17 protein-coding genes are annotated in these 18,106 nt (G+C 72.8%); 7 read left to right on the forward strand and 10 right to left on the reverse strand.

Annotation, left to right across the window (positions count from 1 at the left end):
* Nucleotides 1–5: 5 nt before the first annotated feature.
* Nucleotides 6–1,412, forward strand: coding sequence for an MDR family MFS transporter (locus AC1Z4A_RS28005; RefSeq protein WP_483683756.1), 1,407 nt, complete (start codon nt 6–8; stop codon nt 1,410–1,412).
* Nucleotides 1,413–1,450: 38 nt separating this feature from the next.
* Here AC1Z4A_RS28005 and AC1Z4A_RS28010 read toward each other — a convergent pair whose 3' ends face one another.
* Nucleotides 1,451–3,838 (reverse strand): phosphoketolase family protein, encoded by a 2,388-nt coding sequence (locus AC1Z4A_RS28010; protein ID WP_483682643.1) that lies wholly within the window; start codon nt 3,836–3,838, stop codon nt 1,451–1,453.
* 167 nt (nt 3,839–4,005) lie between these two features.
* On the opposite strand from AC1Z4A_RS28010, the gene ppk2 reads away from it, so the two are divergent.
* On the forward strand, nt 4,006–4,821 hold the full coding sequence (ppk2, locus tag AC1Z4A_RS28015; RefSeq protein ID WP_483682644.1) for a polyphosphate kinase 2: 816 nt from the start codon (nt 4,006–4,008) through the stop codon (nt 4,819–4,821).
* Nucleotides 4,822–5,019: 198 nt separating this feature from the next.
* Nucleotides 5,020–7,677, forward strand: coding sequence for an amino acid permease (locus AC1Z4A_RS28020; RefSeq protein WP_483682645.1), 2,658 nt, complete (start codon nt 5,020–5,022; stop codon nt 7,675–7,677).
* A 1-nt stretch (nt 7,678) separates the two neighbouring features.
* Here the strand turns inward: AC1Z4A_RS28020 and AC1Z4A_RS28025 are convergent, their stop codons facing one another.
* Both AC1Z4A_RS28025 and AC1Z4A_RS28030 read right to left on the reverse strand, forming a co-directional pair.
* Entirely contained in the window at nt 7,679–8,308 is a 630-nt protein-coding gene (locus tag AC1Z4A_RS28025; protein ID WP_483682646.1) for a response regulator, read from the reverse strand.
* The gene (locus AC1Z4A_RS28030) at nt 8,305–9,552 is read right to left on the reverse strand and encodes a sensor histidine kinase (protein ID WP_483682647.1); all 1,248 of its coding nucleotides are present in this window, start codon (nt 9,550–9,552) and stop codon (nt 8,305–8,307) included. The genes AC1Z4A_RS28025 and AC1Z4A_RS28030 overlap by 4 nt, the downstream gene beginning before the upstream one ends.
* A gap of 154 nt (nt 9,553–9,706) precedes the next feature.
* Here AC1Z4A_RS28030 and AC1Z4A_RS28035 point away from each other — a divergent pair, with 154 nt between their 5' ends.
* Nucleotides 9,707–10,255, forward strand: coding sequence for a GlcG/HbpS family heme-binding protein (locus AC1Z4A_RS28035; protein WP_483682648.1), 549 nt, complete (start codon nt 9,707–9,709; stop codon nt 10,253–10,255).
* A 17-nt stretch (nt 10,256–10,272) separates the two neighbouring features.
* Here AC1Z4A_RS28035 and AC1Z4A_RS28040 read toward each other — a convergent pair whose 3' ends face one another.
* The 4 genes from AC1Z4A_RS28040 to AC1Z4A_RS28055 form a co-directional block, all read right to left on the reverse strand.
* A complete protein-coding gene (locus tag AC1Z4A_RS28040; protein ID WP_483682649.1) occupies nt 10,273–11,034 on the reverse strand; it encodes a polysaccharide deacetylase family protein in 762 nt (253 codons plus the stop codon).
* A gap of 37 nt (nt 11,035–11,071) precedes the next feature.
* Nucleotides 11,072–11,551, reverse strand: a complete 480-nt coding sequence (locus AC1Z4A_RS28045) for a nucleoside deaminase (RefSeq protein WP_483682650.1) — start codon at nt 11,549–11,551, stop codon at nt 11,072–11,074.
* Between the two features lie 79 nt (nt 11,552–11,630).
* Nucleotides 11,631–12,098, reverse strand: coding sequence for a cyanase (gene cynS, locus AC1Z4A_RS28050; protein ID WP_483682651.1), 468 nt, complete (start codon nt 12,096–12,098; stop codon nt 11,631–11,633).
* A gap of 49 nt (nt 12,099–12,147) precedes the next feature.
* Nucleotides 12,148–12,753: a carbonic anhydrase gene (locus AC1Z4A_RS28055; protein WP_483682652.1), complete on the reverse strand. Its 606-nt coding sequence runs from the start codon at nt 12,751–12,753 to the stop codon at nt 12,148–12,150.
* Nucleotides 12,754–12,889: 136 nt separating this feature from the next.
* On the opposite strand from AC1Z4A_RS28055, the gene cynR reads away from it, so the two are divergent.
* Nucleotides 12,890–13,810: a transcriptional regulator CynR gene (gene cynR / locus AC1Z4A_RS28060; protein WP_483682653.1), complete on the forward strand. Its 921-nt coding sequence runs from the start codon at nt 12,890–12,892 to the stop codon at nt 13,808–13,810.
* Here cynR and AC1Z4A_RS28065 read toward each other — a convergent pair.
* Both AC1Z4A_RS28065 and AC1Z4A_RS28070 read right to left on the reverse strand, forming a co-directional pair.
* Nucleotides 13,740–14,687 carry a carbohydrate kinase family protein gene (locus AC1Z4A_RS28065; RefSeq protein WP_483682654.1) on the reverse strand — a complete coding sequence of 316 codons (948 nt, stop codon included), beginning with the start codon at nt 14,685–14,687 and terminating at the stop codon, nt 13,740–13,742. The two genes, cynR and AC1Z4A_RS28065, sit on opposite strands and share 71 nt — an antisense overlap.
* A complete protein-coding gene (locus AC1Z4A_RS28070; protein WP_483682655.1) occupies nt 14,684–15,601 on the reverse strand; it encodes a pseudouridine-5'-phosphate glycosidase in 918 nt (305 codons plus the stop codon). Before AC1Z4A_RS28070 ends, AC1Z4A_RS28065 begins: the two co-directional genes overlap by 4 nt.
* 318 nt (nt 15,602–15,919) lie before the next feature.
* Between AC1Z4A_RS28070 and AC1Z4A_RS28075 the strand changes: the two genes are divergently transcribed.
* A complete protein-coding gene (locus tag AC1Z4A_RS28075; protein ID WP_483682656.1) occupies nt 15,920–16,363 on the forward strand; it encodes a hypothetical protein in 444 nt (147 codons plus the stop codon).
* A gap of 26 nt (nt 16,364–16,389) precedes the next feature.
* On the opposite strand, the gene AC1Z4A_RS28080 is transcribed toward AC1Z4A_RS28075, so the two are convergent.
* The gene (locus AC1Z4A_RS28080; protein WP_483682657.1) at nt 16,390–17,256 is read right to left on the reverse strand and encodes a LysR family transcriptional regulator; all 867 of its coding nucleotides are present in this window, start codon (nt 17,254–17,256) and stop codon (nt 16,390–16,392) included.
* An 82-nt stretch (nt 17,257–17,338) separates the two neighbouring features.
* Here AC1Z4A_RS28080 and AC1Z4A_RS28085 point away from each other — a divergent pair, with 82 nt between their 5' ends.
* The gene (locus tag AC1Z4A_RS28085) at nt 17,339–17,701 is read left to right on the forward strand and encodes a carboxymuconolactone decarboxylase family protein (protein WP_483682658.1); all 363 of its coding nucleotides are present in this window, start codon (nt 17,339–17,341) and stop codon (nt 17,699–17,701) included.
* Nucleotides 17,702–18,106 lie beyond the last annotated feature (405 nt).

Below are 18,106 nucleotides of genomic sequence, written 5' to 3' on the forward strand. Positions count from 1 at the left end.
CGGTGATGCTGCCGCTGATGCTGGCGCTGTTCGTCGCGAATCTGGACCAGACGATCGTGACGACCGCCCTGCCGTCGATCGCCGGGGACCTGCACGGCACCGCCACCGACGTCTCGTGGGTCGCCACCGCCTATCTGCTGACGAGCGCCGTGACCACGCTGGTCTTCGGCAAGCTCGGCGACATGTACGGCCGCAAAAGGATCTTCCAGTTCTCCCTCGCGGTCTTCCTGTGCGGCTCCCTGCTGAGCGGCACCGCCGGCAGCGTGCCGTATCTCGCCCTCTGCCGCGCCCTGCAGGGCATCGGCGGCGGCAGCATCACCTCGCTCGTGCTCGCCATCACCGGCGATCTGGCGTCACCGCGGCAACGGGCCCGGCACCAGGCCCTGCTGGGCATGGTCGCCGCGCTCGCGCTCGTCGCCGGGCCGCTGCTCGGGGGCGCGTTCGCCGACGGGCTGTCGTGGCGCTGGATCTTCTACGTCAACCTGCCGATCGGCGTCGTCGCCTTCGTGGTCGTCGCGCTGCGGCTCCGCCTGCCGCGGCCGGCGGAGGCGGGCGGCCGGGTGGACGTCCCCGGGGCGCTGGTGGCGGCCGTGTTCACCACGTCCGTCGTCCTGGTCACCACCTGGGGCGGGCACCGCCATGCGTGGGGCTCGCCCGTGATCCTGGGGCTGATCGCCCTCGGGGGAGCGTCCCTGGTCCTGTATCCGTTCGTCGAGCGGGGGGCGGGCGAGCCGATCACGCCGCTGCGGCTCTTCCGCCGCCCGGTCTTCAGCCTGGCGGCGGCGCAATATCTGCTCGTCGGCATGGTGCTGTTCGCCGGGATGCTCTACGTGCCGATGTTCCTGCAGCTCGTGCAGCACAAGTCCGCCTTCGGGGCAGGGCTGTTCGTCATCCCGTTGCTGCTCGGCCTCGTCGCGGCCGCGGCGCTCTCGGGGCCGGTGATCGCGAGGACGGGGCGGTACAAGTTCTATCCGGTGACGGGCGCGGTGCTCGCCGGTGGCGCGTTGGCGGTCATCAGCCGTGCCGGGCCGGACACAACGGCCCTGTGGCTGATCGTCCCGCTGGCCGTCGCCGGTGCGGGGCTCGGCTTCTTCGTCCAGGTCGCGCTGCTGGCGGGCCAGAACGCCGTCGGGCACGAGGACGTGGGCGCCGCCACCGCGGTACTGAACTTCTGCCGCACCATCGGCGGTGCCTTCGGGGCCTCCCTCTTCGGCGCGGTCCTCACCGCCGGGCTCCACTCCCCGCGACCGGGCCCGGCGGAGAGCGCCGCGGCCTTCCATGCCGTCTTCGGCTGGACCGTGCCCTTCATGGCGGTCGCCTTCGTCCTCGCGCTCGCAATGCGCGAGGAGCCGCTGTCGGAGCGGCAGTCCGCAACAAGCCCGTTTCGTGGCCCGGCGGACGGAAGTGGCTGACGGAATGGCTGAGGGACGGCACGCTTCGGCGGCGCCCGTCACGCGGACCAGGTCCAGTCGGTGACGTCCGGCAGGTCCGTGCCGTGCTCCCGGATCCAGGAGTGGTGGCGGGTGCGGGCGTCCTCCATGGCCTGCCGTACCCCGGTGGCGCGGACGGCCAGGCCGGGGACGCGGTCGATGACGTCCATGACGAGGCGGTAGCGGTCGAGGTCGTTGCGGACGACCATGTCGAAGGGCGTGGTCGTGGTGCCGATCTCCTTGTAGCCGCGGACGTGCAGGTGGGGATGGCCGGTGCGGCGGTAGGCGAGGCGGTGGATGAGCCAGGGGTAGCCGTGATAGGCGAAGATGACCGGCTTGCCGGTGGTGAACAGGGCGTCGTACTCGGCGTCGCTCATGCCGTGCGGGTGTTCCTCCGCGGGCAGCAGCCTGGCCAGGTCGACCACGTTGACCACGCGCAGCGCCAGGTCCGGCAGATGGTGGCGGAGGAGCTGGGCGGCGGCCAGAACCTCCTGGGTGGGGACGTCCCCGGCGCAGGCGAGGACGACGTCGGGCTCCCGGGTGCCGTCCTCGGTGCCGGCCCATGTCCAGACGCCGGCGCCCCGGGCGCAGTGCGCCCGCGCCTGCTCCAGGCTCAGCCAGTCGAAGCAGGGCTGCTTGCCCGCGACGATCACGTTGACGTAGTCGCGGCTGCGCAGTACGTGATCGGCCACGGACAGCAGGGTGTTGGCGTCCGGCGGGAGGTAGACCCGTACGGCTTCGGGGCTCTTGTTGAGGATGTGGTCGATGAAGCCTGGGTCCTGATGGGAGAAGCCGTTGTGGTCCTGGCGCCATACATGTGAGGTGAGCAGGTAGTTGAGGGAGGCGATGGGGCGGCGCCAGGGCAGGCGGCGGGTGACGCGCAGCCATTTGACGTGCTGGTTGACCATGGAGTCGACGATGTGGACGAACGCCTCGTAGCAGGAGAACAGGCCGTGCCGGCCGGTGAGCAGATAGCCCTCCAGCCAGCCCTGGCAGGTGTGTTCGGAGAGGATCTCCATGACGCGGCCCTGCCGGTCGAGGTTTTCGTCGACGGGCAGGATCGAGGCCTGCCAGGCCTTTCCGGTGGTCCGGTAGACGGCCTGGAGGCGGTTGGAGGCCGTCTCGTCGGGGCCGACGAGGCGGAAGTCGCGGCGTTCGCGGGTGGCCTCCATGACGTTCTCGAGCAGCTCGCCGAGGACGCGTGTGGGCTCGTGCAGGCCGGCGCCGGGCTTGTCGACCGGCACCGCGAAGCGCTCCAGGGGAGGCAGGGGCAGCTCGCGCAGCAGCAGGCCGCCGTTGGCGTGCGGCGTCGCCCCGAGCCTGCGGGTGCCCTCGGGGATGCAGGAAAGGACCTCGGGCCGCGGGCGGCCCTGTTCGTCGAAGAGCTCTTCCGGGCGGTACGAGCGCAGCCACGCCTCCAGCTGCTGCAGGTGTTCGTGGTTGTCGCGGACTCCGGCCAGCGGCACCTGGTGGGCGCGCCAGGTGCCCTCCACCGGCAGGCCGTCGACTTCGGCGGGGCCGGTCCAGCCCTTGGGGGTGCGCAGCACGAGGACCGGCCAGCGGGGGCGCTCGGCGATGTCTTCCTGCCGGGCGGTGCGCTGGATGAGGGCGATCCGGTCGAGCGCGGTGTCCAGGGCGGCGGCCATGGCCCGGTGGACGGTCATCGGGTCGTCCCCGGTGACGTGGAGCGGTTCGTGGCCGTAGCCGCGCAGCAGGTCGTCCAGCTCCTGCTCGGGCAGGCGGGCGAGAACGGCCGGGTTGGCGATCTTGTAGCCGTTGAGGTGGAGGATGGGCAGGACCGCGCCGTCGTGCACCGGGTCGAGGAACTTGTTCGAATGCCAGGAGGCGGCCAGCGGCCCGGTCTCGGCCTCGCCGTCGCCGATGACGCAGGCGACGAGGAGGCCGGGGTTGTCGAGGGCGGCTCCGTAGGCGTGGGAGAGGGAGTAGCCCAGTTCCCCGCCCTCGTGGATCGAGCCGGGGGTCTCGGGGGCGACGTGGCTGGGCACGCCGCCGGGGAAGGAGAACTGCCGGAACAGCCGCTCCATGCCGGCCGCATCACGGCTGACGTCGGGATACGTCTCCGCGTACGTGCCCTCCAGCCAGGAGTTGGCCAGCACGGCGGGCCCGCCGTGCCCGGGCCCCCAGATGCACAGGGCGTCCAGGCCGCGGGCGCGGATGACGCGGTTGAGGTGGGTGTGCACCAGGTTCAGCCCCGGCGAGGTACCCCAGTGGCCCAGCAGCCGCGGCTTGACGTGCTCGGGGCGCAGCGGCCGGGTCAGGAGCGGGTTGGCCATCAGGTAGATCTGCCCGACGGCCAGGTAGTTCGCGGCCCGCCAGTGGGCGTCCAGGGCCTGCAGCTCCTGGTCGGTGGGGGCGGTGGCCGGTGCCGGGGGCGTGACGTCCCGCATGACTGCCTCCGAAGGGGGGACGGGGCGTGCCTGGAATGTCCTCCCAGCTTGCCCCCGGCCGGAAGGCGCCGCCAGGGCCGATCGGAGGGCGTCCGGGACCGTTCGGCCCCTGTGGGGCCGGCCGGAGCGGCCCGCCCCATAGCGTGGGAGGAACCCCTACGGAGGTGATGGCGGTGACCGGCAGGAAGCGGCCGCGGCGTCTGCCGCGCCCGGTCTACGAACGTGAGCTGCTGCGGCTCCAGGTGGAACTGGTCAAGCTCCAGGAATGGGTGCGGGCCGAGGGCGAGCGGCTCGTCGTCGTCTTCGAAGGGCGTGACGCCGCGGGCAAGGGAAGCACCATCAAGCGGGTGTCCGAACATCTCAACCCGCGCATCGCCCGGATCGCCGCACTGCCCGTCCCGACCGAACGGGAACGCACGCAGTGGTACTTCCAGCGCTACGTGGCGCAGCTGCCGGCGGCCGGGGAGATCGTCCTGTTCGACCGGAGCTGGTACAACCGGGCCGGGGTCGAGCACGTCATGGGTTTCTGCACCGACGAGGAGTACGCACGCTTCCTCCGCCAGTGCCCCGTCTTCGAACGGCTCCTGGCCGAGGACGGGATCCTGCTGCGCAAGTACTGGTTCTCGGTGAGCGACACGGTGCAGGAACAGCGGTTCCGCAGCCGGCTGGAGGACCCGACGCGACGCTGGAAGCTCTCGGCGATGGACCTGGAGTCCATCACCCGCTGGGAGGCGTACTCCCGGGCCAAGGACGAGATGTTCGCGCGGACCGACGTCCCGGAGGCACCTTGGTACGTCGTCGAGAGCGACGACAAGCACTCGGCCCGCATCAACATGATCGCTCACCTGCTCTCGACGGTCCCTTACCACGAAGTGCCCCGCCCCGTCCTCGAGCTGCCGCCCCGCCCGGCCTCCACCGGATACCGGCGGCCCCCTCGCGACCGGCAGACGTATGTGCCCGACTACGCGGGCGGGCTCGGCTGAGCAGGGGCCGGACCGCCGCACAGCCGTCACCGTCTGGCGGACCCGATCGACCACGGGGAAAATAGTGATCATGAGCCTTCTCGGGGACGCGGACTCTCCCGGCGGGATGCGGAGCCGAATGCAGAGCCGGACGCAGAGCCGGACGCAGAGCCGGACGCGGAGCCGGACGCGGAGTCGAACGCGGAGTGGAATTCAGGTGTGAAGACGCTCTTCGGCGCTCCGGCCGAGTCCGCCGCACCGCTCGCGCCCGGCCCCGGTGCGGGTGAGAAGGGGCTCAAGTCCGGTGCCCTGGGACTCTTCTCCTCGGTCGCCATGGGCCTGGCCTCCACCGCTCCGGCGTACAGCCTGGCCGCGACGCTCGGCCTGATCGTGGCGGGGGTCGGCCTCCAGGCCCCGATCATCACCATGCTGGCCTTCGTCCCGATGCTGCTGATCGCGTACGCCTACCGCGAGCTCAACGCGAGCGACGCCGACTGCGGGACCACCTTCACCTGGGCCTCCCGCGCCTTCGGCCCGCGCATCGGCTGGATGGGCGGCTGGGGCATCATCGTCGCCGACATCATCGGCATGGCGAACCTCGCGGAGATCGCCGGCATCTACGGCTTCCGGCTGCTCGGGTTCGACTCGCTCGCCGGAAGCCGGCTGTGGACCACCGTCGCGGGGGTCGCCTGGATCGCCGTGACGACCGCGGTCTGCTACGTGGGCATCGAGGTGTCGGCGGCCCTCCAGCGGTGGCTGGTGTGCATCGAGCTGGCGGTGCTGCTCCTGTTCGCGGTCACCGCCCTGGTCAGGGTCTACACCGACGGCCCGCCGACGGCGATCCACGTCTCCGCCTCCTGGTTCAACCCCCTCCGCGTGCCGTCGGCCCAGGCGCTGACCACCGGCTTCCTCGCCGCGGCCTTCGTCTACTGGGGCTGGGACACCGCCGTCATCGTCAACGAGGAGACCGCCGACAGCAGGCACACCCCCGGGCGGGCGGCGGTCGTCTCCACCGTGCTCCTGCTGGGCATCTACTCCCTGGTCGCGACCTCGGCCCAGGCGTTCGCCGGGATCGGCACCCAGGGCACCGGGCTGGGCAACACGGCCAACTCCGGAGACGTGCTCTCCGGACTAGGCGGTGCCGTCTTCGGCACCCGGGGCCCCGGCTGGTTCCTGACCAAGCTGCTCATCTTCACGGTGCTGACCTCGGCGGTCGCCTCCACCCAGACCACGATCCTGCCGCTGGCCCGCACCGTCTTCTCCATGGCCGCCCACAAGGCCGTCCCCTCGCGCTTCGCCCGGGTGCACCGCAGGTTCCTCACCCCGACCTGGTCGACCGTCGGCATGGGTTTGGTCTCCATCGGCTTCCTCGTCCTGCTGACCATGATCAGCCGCGATGTGCTGGCCGACTCCATCAAGGCGGTCGGCCTCGCGATCGCGTTCTACTACGGCCTCACCGGCTTCGCCTGCGTCTGGTACTACCGCGGGGTGCTCACCCGCAGCCCCCGGGACCTGCTGTTCAAGGGGCTGCTCCCGGGCCTCGGCGGGCTGATCATGCTCAGCCTGTTCTGCTACGCCGCCTTCGTCGTCTACGCCGAACCGGGCTACGGCACGACCTCCTTCGACCTGCCGCTCGTCGGACGGACCGGCGGGGTGAGCGTCGTGGGCCTGGGCGCCCTGCTGATCGGCGTCGTCCTGATGCTCGTCATCACGCGGGAGCACACCGCCGCCCTCGGCCTGCAGCGCAGCCTGCTGCCCCACCACCTGCCGGCGCTGACCGGGGTCGAGACGGCCAGCCGCTACGTGCCTGCCGACAGCCGCTCCGGGGTGGGCGGCGACTGGTTCGACGTCATCCCGCTGTCCAGCACCCGGGTCGGCCTGGTGGTCGGCGACGTGCTCGGCCACGGGCTGCGCGCCGCCGCCACCATGGGCCGGCTGCGCACGAGCGTGCGCGTCCTGGCCCGGCTGGACCTCGCCCCGGACGAGCTGCTCGCGCGCCTGGACGACGTCGTCGGGCAGACCGCCGAGGAGCAGCTCGCCGAAGAGCGGGCCCACGGCCACGGCGGGCACGGGCCGGGCAGCGGAAGCGACGAGGCCCTCGGGGTCACCTGCCTGTACGCGGTGTACGACCCGGTGTCCGGGCTGTGCAGCATGGCGCGCGCCGGCCACGCGCCGCCCGCCGTCGTCGATCCGGACAGCGGCGCGGTCAGCTACCCGAGCCTGCCGGAAGGCCCGCCCCTGGGCCTGGGCGGCTCGCCCTTCCAGAGCACGGAACTCCGGCTGCCCGCTGGCAGCCTGCTCGCCCTCTTCACCGACGGCCTCGTCCAGGCCCCGGACCACAGCACCGAGACGGGCCTCGAACTGCTCACCGGCGTCCTCACCCAGTGCCGACGCCCCCTGGAGGAGCTGTGCGACCGCACGGTGGCGGCGCTGCTGCCCGGCCCGGTGGACGACGACGCGGCCCTGCTCCTGGTCCGCACCCGGACGCTCGACGAGCACCAGGTGGCGGTGTGGGAGCTGGAAGCCGACCCGGCGACCGTCGCGCACGCCCGGGCCGCCACGAGCCGGAAGCTGGGCGAGTGGGGGCTCGACGACCTGTCGTTCACCACCGAGTTGATCGTCAGCGAGCTGGTCACCAACGCCATCCGCTACGCCTCCGGCGGGACGATCGAGGTCCGGCTGATCCGCGACCGCACCCTCGTCTGCGAGGTCTCCGACACCGGCCACACCTCACCCCACCTGCGCCACGCCGCCGCCGACGACGAGGGCGGCCGCGGCCTGTTCATCATCGCCCAGATGACCCAGCGCTGGGGCACCCGCTACACCCCCACGGGCAAGACCATCTGGACCGACCAGCCGCTGCCGGCCGAGGAGTGACTCAGGGCAGCAGCCGCTGCTCCTTCGCCACCGCGACCGCGCCCGCCCTCGTGTCGACGCCGAGCTTGTCGTAGATCCGGCCCAGATGGGTCTTCACGGTGGCCTGGCTGATGAACAGGGCGCGGGCGATCTCCCGGTTGCCCAGGCCACGGGCCAGCTGGGTGAGGATGTCGAGTTCCCGGGCGGTGAGCGCGGGGCGGGACGTGCCGCGCATGCGGTTCATGACGCGGCTCGCCACGGGCGGGGAGAAGGTGGTGCGGCCCTGGGCGGCGGAGCGGATCGCCGCGAACAGCTCCTCGGGGCGCTCGGCCTTCAGCAGGTAGCCGGTCGCGCCCGCGGCGATCGCCCGGGTGATGTCGGCGTCCGTGTCGTACGTGGTGAGGACCAGCACATGGACGCCGGTGGCCGCGATGCGGCGGGTGGCCTCCACGCCGTCGATGCCGGGGCCCAGCTGGAGGTCCATCAGCACCACGTCCGGCGTGAGCTTCGCCGCCATGGCCACGGCCTCCTCGCCGCCGCCCGCTTCGCCCACCACCTCGATGTCGGGTTCGCTGCCGAGCAGGGCGAGCAGCCCGGCGCGCACGACCGCGTGGTCGTCGCAGAGGAGGAGGCGGACGGAGGCTTTCGTCATGTCAGCGGTTCCAGGGGGATGGCAGCGGAGACGACCGTGCCCTCGCCGGGCGCCGATTCGATGGTGAGGGTGCCGCCGAGCCGGTGCACCCGGGCCTGCATCGCGGGCAGGCCGTGGCCCCGCTCGCCGGGGGCCGGGGCGGGTGCGGCGGCGGCCGACGCGTCGAAGCCGCAGCCGTCGTCCGCGACATCGAGGACCACCTGGTCGTCGAGGCAGGTGAGGGTGAGGGTCGCCGTCGTGGCGGCGGCGTGCTCGCGTACGTTCGCCAGTGCGCCCTGGGCGATGCGCAGCAGCGCGGAGGCGACCCGGTCGGGCAGCGGGCGCAGCGGAGTCCCCTCCACGTGGCAGCGCACGGTGAGCGTCCCGGCCTCCTCCGACACCCGGGCGGCCAGCGCGGGCAGGGCCTTCTCCAGGCCGCCGCCGTCGGCGAGGCCCGCGGGGGCGAGGTCGTGCACGAAGCGGCGCGCCTCGGCCAGGTTCTGTTCCGCGATCGACGCGGCGGTGCGCACGTGGCGGCGCGCGGTGCCGGGGTCCGTCGCCCAGACCCGGTCGGCGGCCTGGAGCAGCATCTGCTGACTGGACAGGCCCTGGGCGAGGGTGTCGTGGATCTCCATCGACAGCCGCTGCCGCTCGGCGAGGGTGCCCTCGCGCCGCTCGGTGTCGGCGAGTTCGCGCCGGGTGCGGATCAGGTCGTCGATCAGCTGCTGCTGCCGGTCCGCCTGGCGCCGCATGTGGACGAAGACGGCGGTCGCGATGGCCGCCACCGCGGGCGGCGCCAGGACCAGGTTGGGGTCGAAGCCGCCGGGCGACAGCTTCAGCTGGGCGGCGACCACGAAGGCGGTGAGCACCACGACGAGGGCGAGCGCCGTGCGCGGGGGCAGGGCGTGCAGGCCGGTGAAGAACAGGGGAACCGCGCACCATGCGAAGCTCGGCGCGAGGACCACCAGCACCATCCAGGCCCCCACCACCGCACCCAGCCACACGAGCCGGCGCGGCCCGGACCGCGACAGCGGAGCCCGGCCGAGGACGTACAGCAGGGCCAGCACGGCGGAGAGCGCGATGATCCACGGGGTGCGGGGCTCGCCGGGGTGCCGGATCAGGAACCGGGCCAGCGACGCACCGAGCAGCAGGAAGAACGCGGTGTGCATGACGACCGCGAGCCGGCGCTCACCGGTCGGCGTGCCCTCGTCGAGCACCGCACCACGGCTCCCGCCTGCCCTCGCGCTTGCCGCTTTCTGCCGCATTCACCCTCCTCACCTGCGCATACGCGTTCATCGTGACCCGACGGGACCATCCTCGCATCAGCCGATCGGATGACAGCGGCATCCACCAGTCCGCGCCGAACGGCGAGCCGACGGGCCGAAGCCCGGCCCCCGGATGCGGCCGGAGGATCGAGGCATGACCAACACGAAGAAGATCCTCGTCACCGGTTCCGCCGCGGCCCTCCTCGCCGCCGGGGCCTTCGGCATCGTCTCCGCGAACGCCGCCTCCCCGGCGGCCGGGACCGCCTCCGCGGTCAAGTCCGACGCCTCGGCCCGGAACCTGACGCAGTCCACCCACCTGACGGTCGCCGCCGCCACCGAGGCCGCGCAGGCCGCGCTGGCTGCCGCCGCCAAGGAGGGCCAGAAGGTCTCCGTCGCCGTCGTCGACCGCGACGGCAACACGATCGTCACCCTGCGCGGCGACGGCGCGGGCCCCCAGTCGTACGCCTCCGCCGAGAAGAAGGCCTTCACCGCCGTCTCGTGGAACGCACCCACCTCCGCCCTGATGGGCCGCCTCGCCCAGACCCCGAACCTCAAGGACATCCCCGGCACCCTCTTCCTGCCGGGCGGCGCCCCGGTCCAGGTGAAGGGCGCCCCCGTCGCGGCCGTGGGCGTGGCCGGGGCACCCAGCGGCGACCTCGACGAGAAGTTCGCCCAGGCCGGCGTCGCGGCGCTGAACAAGTAGCACAGGCACGGGGCGTTTCACCGGCTGCGGCAGGCGTCGAGGAGTCCGCGCAGGTCGACGATGCCGTAGCCGTGGGCGTGGACGGCCTCGATGATCCGGGGCAGTGCCTCCGCGTCGAGCACGGGGCCGTGGCCGTCCGGCGTGCCGACGTGCATCTGGACGATCGCCCCGGGGCGCAGGGCGGCCACGGCCCGCTGGACGGCCTGCGCCACGGTCATGCCGCCCTGCGGGCCGAGGTAGCCCTTGGTGTCGGTGGTGAACTCGAGGTCCGCGAAGCCGAGGGCGTTGACCTCGGCGATCTCCTGCGGAGTGGTCTCGCTGTAGGGGAAGCGGAAGAACGGCATCGGCGTGGTGCCGGTGGCGGCGCGGATGGCCCGGTCGGCCCTGCGGACCTCCGCCGCCCGCTCGGCGGGGGTCAGGGCCGCGAAGTGCGGGTGGCTGTGGGAGTGGTTGCCGATGCCGTGGCCCGCCGCCGCGAGCGCACGGGCGGCGGCGGGGTGGCGCTCGGCGAAGTCGCCGGTGAGGAAGAAGGCGGCCGGGGTGCCGTACCGGTGCAGCGTCCGCAGGACCGAGCCGATCCCTGCCTCGGTCCAGGCGGCGTTGAAGGTCAGGGCGACCACGTGCCGCCGGGTGGGCAGGGTGCGGTTCTCGGAGCCGTACAGCGCCGCCACCGGGTCGGCGGCCCCGGCGGCCGCAGGCCCCAGCAGCACGGCGACGGCCGCCGCGACGGCAGGGACCGCACGGAGAGCCGTGCGCAGCGTCTTCGGGAAGAGCGTCACACCGGCAACTATCGGCGGGGCGGCAGCCCCGGGCCCGCTACGCGGACGGCGCGTCGGCATGCCGCTCCTGCCAGGACCGGTACACCTCCACGGCCTCGTCGCGCGGCTCGTGGCGCATGGGCAGGCGCCGCTCGTGCCAGGGCTTGGCGAACTCGTCGTAGAAGGTGCTCAGCTCGAAGTACTTGCGGTCGTCCGCGTAGTAGGGCTCGTAGGCGTCGCGGGTGGTGAGGAAGACGACCTCGTCCGGGGAGCAGTAGTACAGCGAGCCCAGGCACATGGGGCAGGGGTGGGCGAGGACGTAGATCGTGGTGCCGGTCAGGTGCTCGGTGCCCAACTTGGTGCAGGCCTCACGGATGGCCAGGATCTCGGCGTGGGCGGTGGGGTCATTGGTCTGGGCGACCTTGTTCGGGCTCTCGGCGAGGATCTCGCCGTCCTTGACGATGACGGTCGCGAACGGGCGGCCGCCCTCGGCGACGTTCCGGCGGGCCAGGTCGATGGTGCGCTGCGCGAAGTCCATGCGGTTCCTCGAAGTGGTGCGGTGACGGTTCGTGTGCGGGGGAGGGGCGGGGCCGGGCGGCCCCGCCCCTCCTGCGGTGTCAGAACGGCTTGGTCGGCAGGTACTTGCCGTCGAGGGTGATGACGGCGCGCTCGCCGCCCTCGGGGTCGGCGACCTTCTTCACATCCAGCTTGAAGTTGATCGCGGAGATGATGCCGTCGCCGAACTGCTCGTGGACCAGGGCCTTGAGGGTGGTGCCGTAGACCTGGAGCATCTCGTGGAAGCGGTAGATCGTCGGGTCGGTGGGGATGCCGCCGGGGATCGAGCCGCGGGTGGGGATGGTCTGGAGCAGCAGCGCGGCGTCGTCCAGGCCCAGCAGCTCGGCGACCGCCTTGGCGGACTGCTCCGGCAGCGGGTGCTGGCCGAGGACGGCGGCGGTGGTGAAGGCGACCGACAGGCCGGAGGCGTCGGCTATCTGCTGCCAGGTGAGGTCCTTGCGGGTCTTGGCCTCCACGGCCTGGGCGGCCAGGGCCTGACGGGCGGTGGGGTCGAACTGGGCGTGCATCATGAGGGGGGATTCCTTTCGTACTTTTTCGGGGGAGTGGGCGCGGCCCGGTTCAGGCCGCGGCAACGGCGCCGGAGCCGGTGACGTCGAGCGCTTCGACGCGCCCGGTGGCGATGTCGAAGACCCAGCCGTGCAGCGTCACCTTCTTCTCCGCCAGCGCCCGGGCGACGGAGGGATGGGTGGTCAGGTTCGTCAGCTGCGCGTACACGTTCTGGCGGACCAGGGCGCCGGTCTTCTCCGGGCCGGCCGCCAGATCGGCGGTGCGGGCCACGGCGGCGTCCGCGTGCCGCAGCCAGTCGGCGACCACCGGCGCGCCGCTGAGGTCGTGGCCTTCGGCCAGGGCCGTCATCGCGCCGCAGGCGGAGTGCCCGCACACGACGATGTCGGTCACGCCCAGCACGGCGACGGCGTACTCGATGCTGGCCGTCACCCCGTTGGCGCCGGGGGTGTAGGCGGGGACGAGGTTTCCGGCGGTGCGGATGACGAACAGCTCACCCGGCTCGCCCTGGGTGATCAGCTCCGGTACGACACGGGCGTCCGAGCAGCCGATGAACAGCGTGTGCGGCGTGTGATGCGCGGCAAGGTGGGCGAAGAGGCCGGCCTTGGCCGGGAAGACGTCGCGCTGGAACCGCGCGACGCCCTGGGTGAGGTCCTGCATAGGTCACTCCCTTCGGTAGCCGTCAGGCCCCTGGGGGCCGGTGAAACCACCATGCATGACCTGCACCTATAGAGTCCAAGAGTTGTTGGGCATGACTGTTATTGGTCGTACCTATAGTTGCGCCTATAGTCGGCGTATGGCTCTGGAACTGCGTCACCTGCGCTATCTGCTCGCCGTGGCCGAGCACGGCAACTTCACGCGTGCAGCCGAGGACCTGCACATCTCCCAGCCCACGCTCTCCCAGCAGATCCGGCAGCTGGAGCGCACCCTGGGGGTGCAGCTGCTGGACCGCACCGGCCGCACCGTGCGGCCCACCGACGCCGGCCGGGTCTACGCCGACCACGCCCGCCGGGCGCTGCGCGACCTGGCCGCCGCCGAGCGGGCCGTCCACGACGTGCAGGACCTCTCGCGCGGCCACCTCCGGGTGGGCGTCACCCCCACCTTCACCGCCTACCTCGTCGGGCCGCTCACCGCCGGACTCCACGCCCGCCACCCCGGCATCACCCTGACCCTCAAGGAGGCGACCCAGGACCGCATCGAGGCCGACCTGCTCGCCGACGAACTCGACCTCGGCATCGCCTTCACCGGCACCCACCTGCCCGGCATCACCGCCGCGCCGCTGTTCACCGAGACCCTCGGCCTCGTCTCGGGGTCCCCGGACCTACGCGGGCCCGTTCCGGTCCGGGCGCTGGAGGAGCAGCAACTCGCCCTGCTCAGCGAGGACTTCGCCACCCGCGGCCACATCGACGCCTACTTCGCCCGGCACCGCGTCCAGCCCCGCATCGCCGTGGAGGCCAACTCCCTCCAGGCCCTCACCGAGATCGTCCGGCGCACCTCCCTGGCCACCGTCCTCCCCGACGCCATCACCCACGACCACCCCCACCTCACCCCCGTCCCCGTCGACCCGCCGCTGCCCACCCGCACCGTCGCCCTCCTGACCCGCGCGGACGCCTACCGGTCCGCCGCCGCCCGGGCGTTCGCCCAGCTCACGCGCGACCACGTCGAGGCCCGGGCCTACACCCCTGCTGCCCGGGAGGACGAGGGCGGCCACCGATGAGCGCGACGGCCTCGGCGCCCGCGCGGCAGCCCCGCCGCGCGGCCTCGGCGGGGTCGTGACCGGCCAGCCGGGCCGAGAGGAAGGCGCCGGTGAAGGCGTCGCCCGCGCCCGTGGTGTCCACCGCGGTGGCGGGCTCGGCCGGAACCCGGGCGACGACGGCACCCGAGGCCGCCACCAGCGCGCCCCGCGGGCCCTGCGTGGCGACCACGAGCGGGAAGTGGCGGCTCAGCTCGGCAGCCGCGGCGGTCGGCTCCGGCAGGCCGGTGAGGAGCGCGGCCTCGGCGTGGCTGGGCAGGAAGGCGTCCACTCCCGCGACGGCCGCGAGGAAGCGGTCCGGCCCGAAGCGGGCGATGAAGCCCGCGGACGCCGGGTCCACGCTCACCGGGACGGAACGGGCGCGGGCCGCCTCCATCGCCCGCCGGGCGAGCGCGCGGCTCGTGCCGGCGAAGAGAAGATAGCCGGATATGTGGAGGTGGCCGACTCCGGTGAGGAGGTCGTCGCTCCAGTCGGCGGCCGACAGGCGCAGCACCGCCCCGCTGTCGGTGAGGAACGTCCGCTCGCCGTCCGCGCCGACCAGGGAGATGACCGTGCCGGTGGCGGCCCCGGGGTCGACCACCAGGTGCGGGCGGACACCGGCCGCGCGCAGCGCGCGCTCGTGCCGGTCCGCCGCGTCCGTACCCACCCGGGCCAGGATGCGCACGTCGGGCGCGCCCGCATGGGCGGCCCAGCAGGCCACGTTGGCGCCCGCGCCGCCCGGGAGGGTGCTGATGCGCGCCGCCGTGTCGGTCGCGGGGGCGAGCGGGGTGCGGTGCCGGGCGACGATGTCGGTGACCACGTCGCCGACGACGAGCAGCGCCCCGCCCGTGGCCGCCGTCATGAGGCGTACGCCACGGCGATCCCGGCCGCGAGCCGCGCGTTGCCCCGCACCGCGGCCACGTTGGCCTCCAGGGACGCGCCGTCCGTGTGCCGGACGAGGTGGTCCAGGAGGAACGGGGTGACCGCCTGGCCGGTGATCCCCTGCCGGGCACACGCGGCCAGCGCCTCGGCCAGCACCCGGTCGTGCAGGGCCGGGTCCAGCTGCTCCGCCTCGGGCACGGGGTTGGCGACGACCAGGGCCGAGGGCGGGCCGCCGAGCGCGTCCTGGGCGCGCAGCACGTCGGCCACCTCCGCCGCGGAGGCGGCCGTCCAGTCGACGGGCTCCCCGGAACCGGTGAGGTAGAAGCCGGGGAACTCCCTCGTCCGGAAGCCGAGCACGCCGACCCCCAGCGTCTCCAGGCGCTGGAGCGTCGCGGGCACGTCCAGCACGGACTTCACTCCTGCACAGACCACCGCGATCCGCTCGCGCGCCAGCAGCCGCAGGTCCGCCGACTCGTCCTGGGTCTGCGCCCACTCGCGGTGCACGCCGCCCAGGCCGCCCGTCGCGAAGACCCGGATCCCGGCCCGGGCGGCCAGGAAGGCGGTCCCGGAGACCGTCGTCGCCCCGCTCGCCCCCGCCGCCACCGCCGGTGCCAGGTCCCGGTGCCCCAGCTTGCGGATGCCCTCCTCACCCGCCACCCGGGCCAGTTGCGCCTTGTCCAGGCCGACCCGGGGCCGCCCGTCCAGCACCGCGACCGTCGCGGGGACGGCGCCACCGGCCCGTACGAGGTCCTCCAGCTCCTCCGCCACCGCCAGATTCCGCGGCCTGGGCAGACCGTGCGCGATGATCGTCGACTCCAGGGCGACCACCGGCCGCCCGCGGTCCAGCGCCTCCCGCACCTCGTCCGACACGACCGGCAACGTCTCACCTGACACCTCTGGCAACGTGGGCCCCTTCCGTCGCGCCGGGCACGGCGCTGCTCACTGGATCCCTGGTACAGAGAGGCGTTCCCCGGTGTGCGCCGGGGGAAGCAGACACGTCGTGGTCATGCACGACGCGGGCGCCGTCGGCCGTGGGTTATGCGGTGGTTTCCACCACCTCTGATCAGAAGTAGAGATCTGTTTGGTCGCGACTCCGTCACAGTGTTACCGGCGGTATGGCCAGCCGTGCAGGCCTGTGCCTAGCGTGGCGGACTCGTCGGCGGCCCCGGAGTGGGCGGCCGCGCGTCCTGCCCCCTAACGAGAGATTCCACAGTGAAGCTTCGCCACGTCCGCATCGCCGCCGTATCGGGAATCGCCGTCATCGCCCTCGCAGGGGTGAGCGGCTGCAGCAGCGAATCGGACAAGCAGGACTCCGCGGCCTCGGACGGTGCGTCGAGCGCACCCGCGGCCGACGACAGCGGCGACGCCATGAAGTCCGTCGACATCGCCGACTGTGCATATGCCGACAAGAAGGGCATAGTCGCCAAGGTCAACGCCACCAACAGCAGCGCGACGGCGACCTACACCTACGACGTCACCGTGAAGTTCACCGCTCCGGACGGCACTCCGCTGGCCACCCGGACCACCTCGCTCCCCTTCGTCCGCCCCGGCCGTACGGACACCCTCGACCTCGCGGACCCGTACACCCCCAAGGCGGGCGCCTCCACCAGCGGTGCCAAGTGCGAGGTCGCCAAGGTGGTGCGCAGCACCGGCTGAGGTGAAGCCGGCGGAACCGGGCGGATTTACGCCCGGTTCGCCGTATGCGCGCAGAATGCTTCGATATAGCCACTGACCAGTGGGTTGCGGTCGGTGCGCCGCCAGGCCAGCACCAGCCGGGCCGGCGGCGCGTCCGCGACCGGCCGGTGCACGATGCCGTCCACCGCATGGCGGCGCGCGGTCCGTTCCGGGACGAGGGCCACGGCACGCTGCCACAGGATGGCGTGCAGGCACTCGTCCAGGGAGCGCACCAGCGGGCCGTCGGCGGACGGGGAGGGCTGCCAGTAGGCGCGGAACACCGGGTCGGTGCCCTCGGGCAGCCGTACGGACAGCTGGTCGCGCAGCTCTTCCCGGGTGACGGCCGCGGCGCCGGCCAGCGGGCCGGAGGCCGGCACGGCGGCGAAGCACCGGTCCTCGCGCAGCGTGCGGTAGGCCAGGCCGGTCTCCGTGAAGGGCGTGAAGGTGATCGCCGCGTCCACCCTGCCGCTCGTCAACCCGATGGTGGGGTCGGCCAGATCGCCCTGCACGAGATTGACCACCACGCCCTCGTGTTCCCGGGTGAACGCCTCTGCGACGGGCGCCGACAGCGCGGCCTCGCCCGGACCCAGCACACCCACGCGCAGGACCCGGTCCCCGGCGGCGCGGCGGACCCGGTCGCGCGCCTTCTCCGCGCCCGCCAGCAGCTGCCGGGCCTCGGCGAGCAGCACCTCTCCCGGCCCGGTCAGCGACATGCCCTGCGGGGTACGCACGAACAGGGCGCAGCCCATCTCGGCTTCCAGCTCCCGGATGCGCTGGCTGAGCGGGGGCTGGGACATGTGCAGCCGCCGCGCGGCCCGGCCCACGTTGCCCTCTTCCGCCACCGTGACGAAGTAGCGAAGCCTGCGCAGATCCATGCTGTCGACGATATCGGAAGGTTCGCAGGGTCAACCATAGTGGTCTTGGACTGCCTTCGACGGCCGGTGTTTTCATCGGTGCATGACGTATCAGCAGCCTTCCGACCTGCAGCTCATCCCGCAGACCGTCAATCTTGCGAAGACGGAGGCGGCCGCATTCATGGGCTTCCACGAAGCGGTGTTCAGGGAGGGCGGCGCCGTCCCCCTGAAGTACCGGGAGCTCGTCGCCCTCGCCGTCGCCACGGCCACCCGCTGCGCGTACTGCATCGACACCCACACGCGCGGGGCCAAGGAGGCGGGGGCCACGCGGGAGGAGATGGCCGAAGTCGCCTTCGTCGCCTCGGCGGTGTGCGCGGGCGGTGCGATGGCGCACTCCCTGCTCTCCCTCCGGCTGCACGACGAGGGCGGAGCGGCGCAGAACGGTGCCGGGCACGCTCACGCGTAAGTTCTGAAGATCAACTCGCCCTCCCCGGAGGGTGGTTACCGGACTCGTAACATCCGGTCATATGGCTGTACAGGGCGGTATCGGTCAGTCCGTATCCGTCCGGCACCGCCGAGATCCACAGTGCCGCCGCCCGGCCGAGCGCGGCGGCACCCCCGGCCCCGGCCCGGGCGCACCCATGGACCCCCGCCGTGCCGCGCCCCGGCCGTTCCCTGTCCGCCCTGGTCGCAGCAGTGCTGCGGCTGCGCGGACCACTGCCGGCCCGGCCCCCACGGGCCGGGCCGGCAGTGTTTTTCGCCACTGCTCTCCCCACCGCCTCCGGGCCGGGCCGAGCGCTGCCGGGGATGCCCGAAAGCCGCCTGGCGCGAACGGGTGTGCCCGGTAATAGAGTTGAAATCAAATCGAGTC

The sequence above is a fragment of the Streptomyces sp. 17_S59 genome (genome assembly GCF_056930295.1).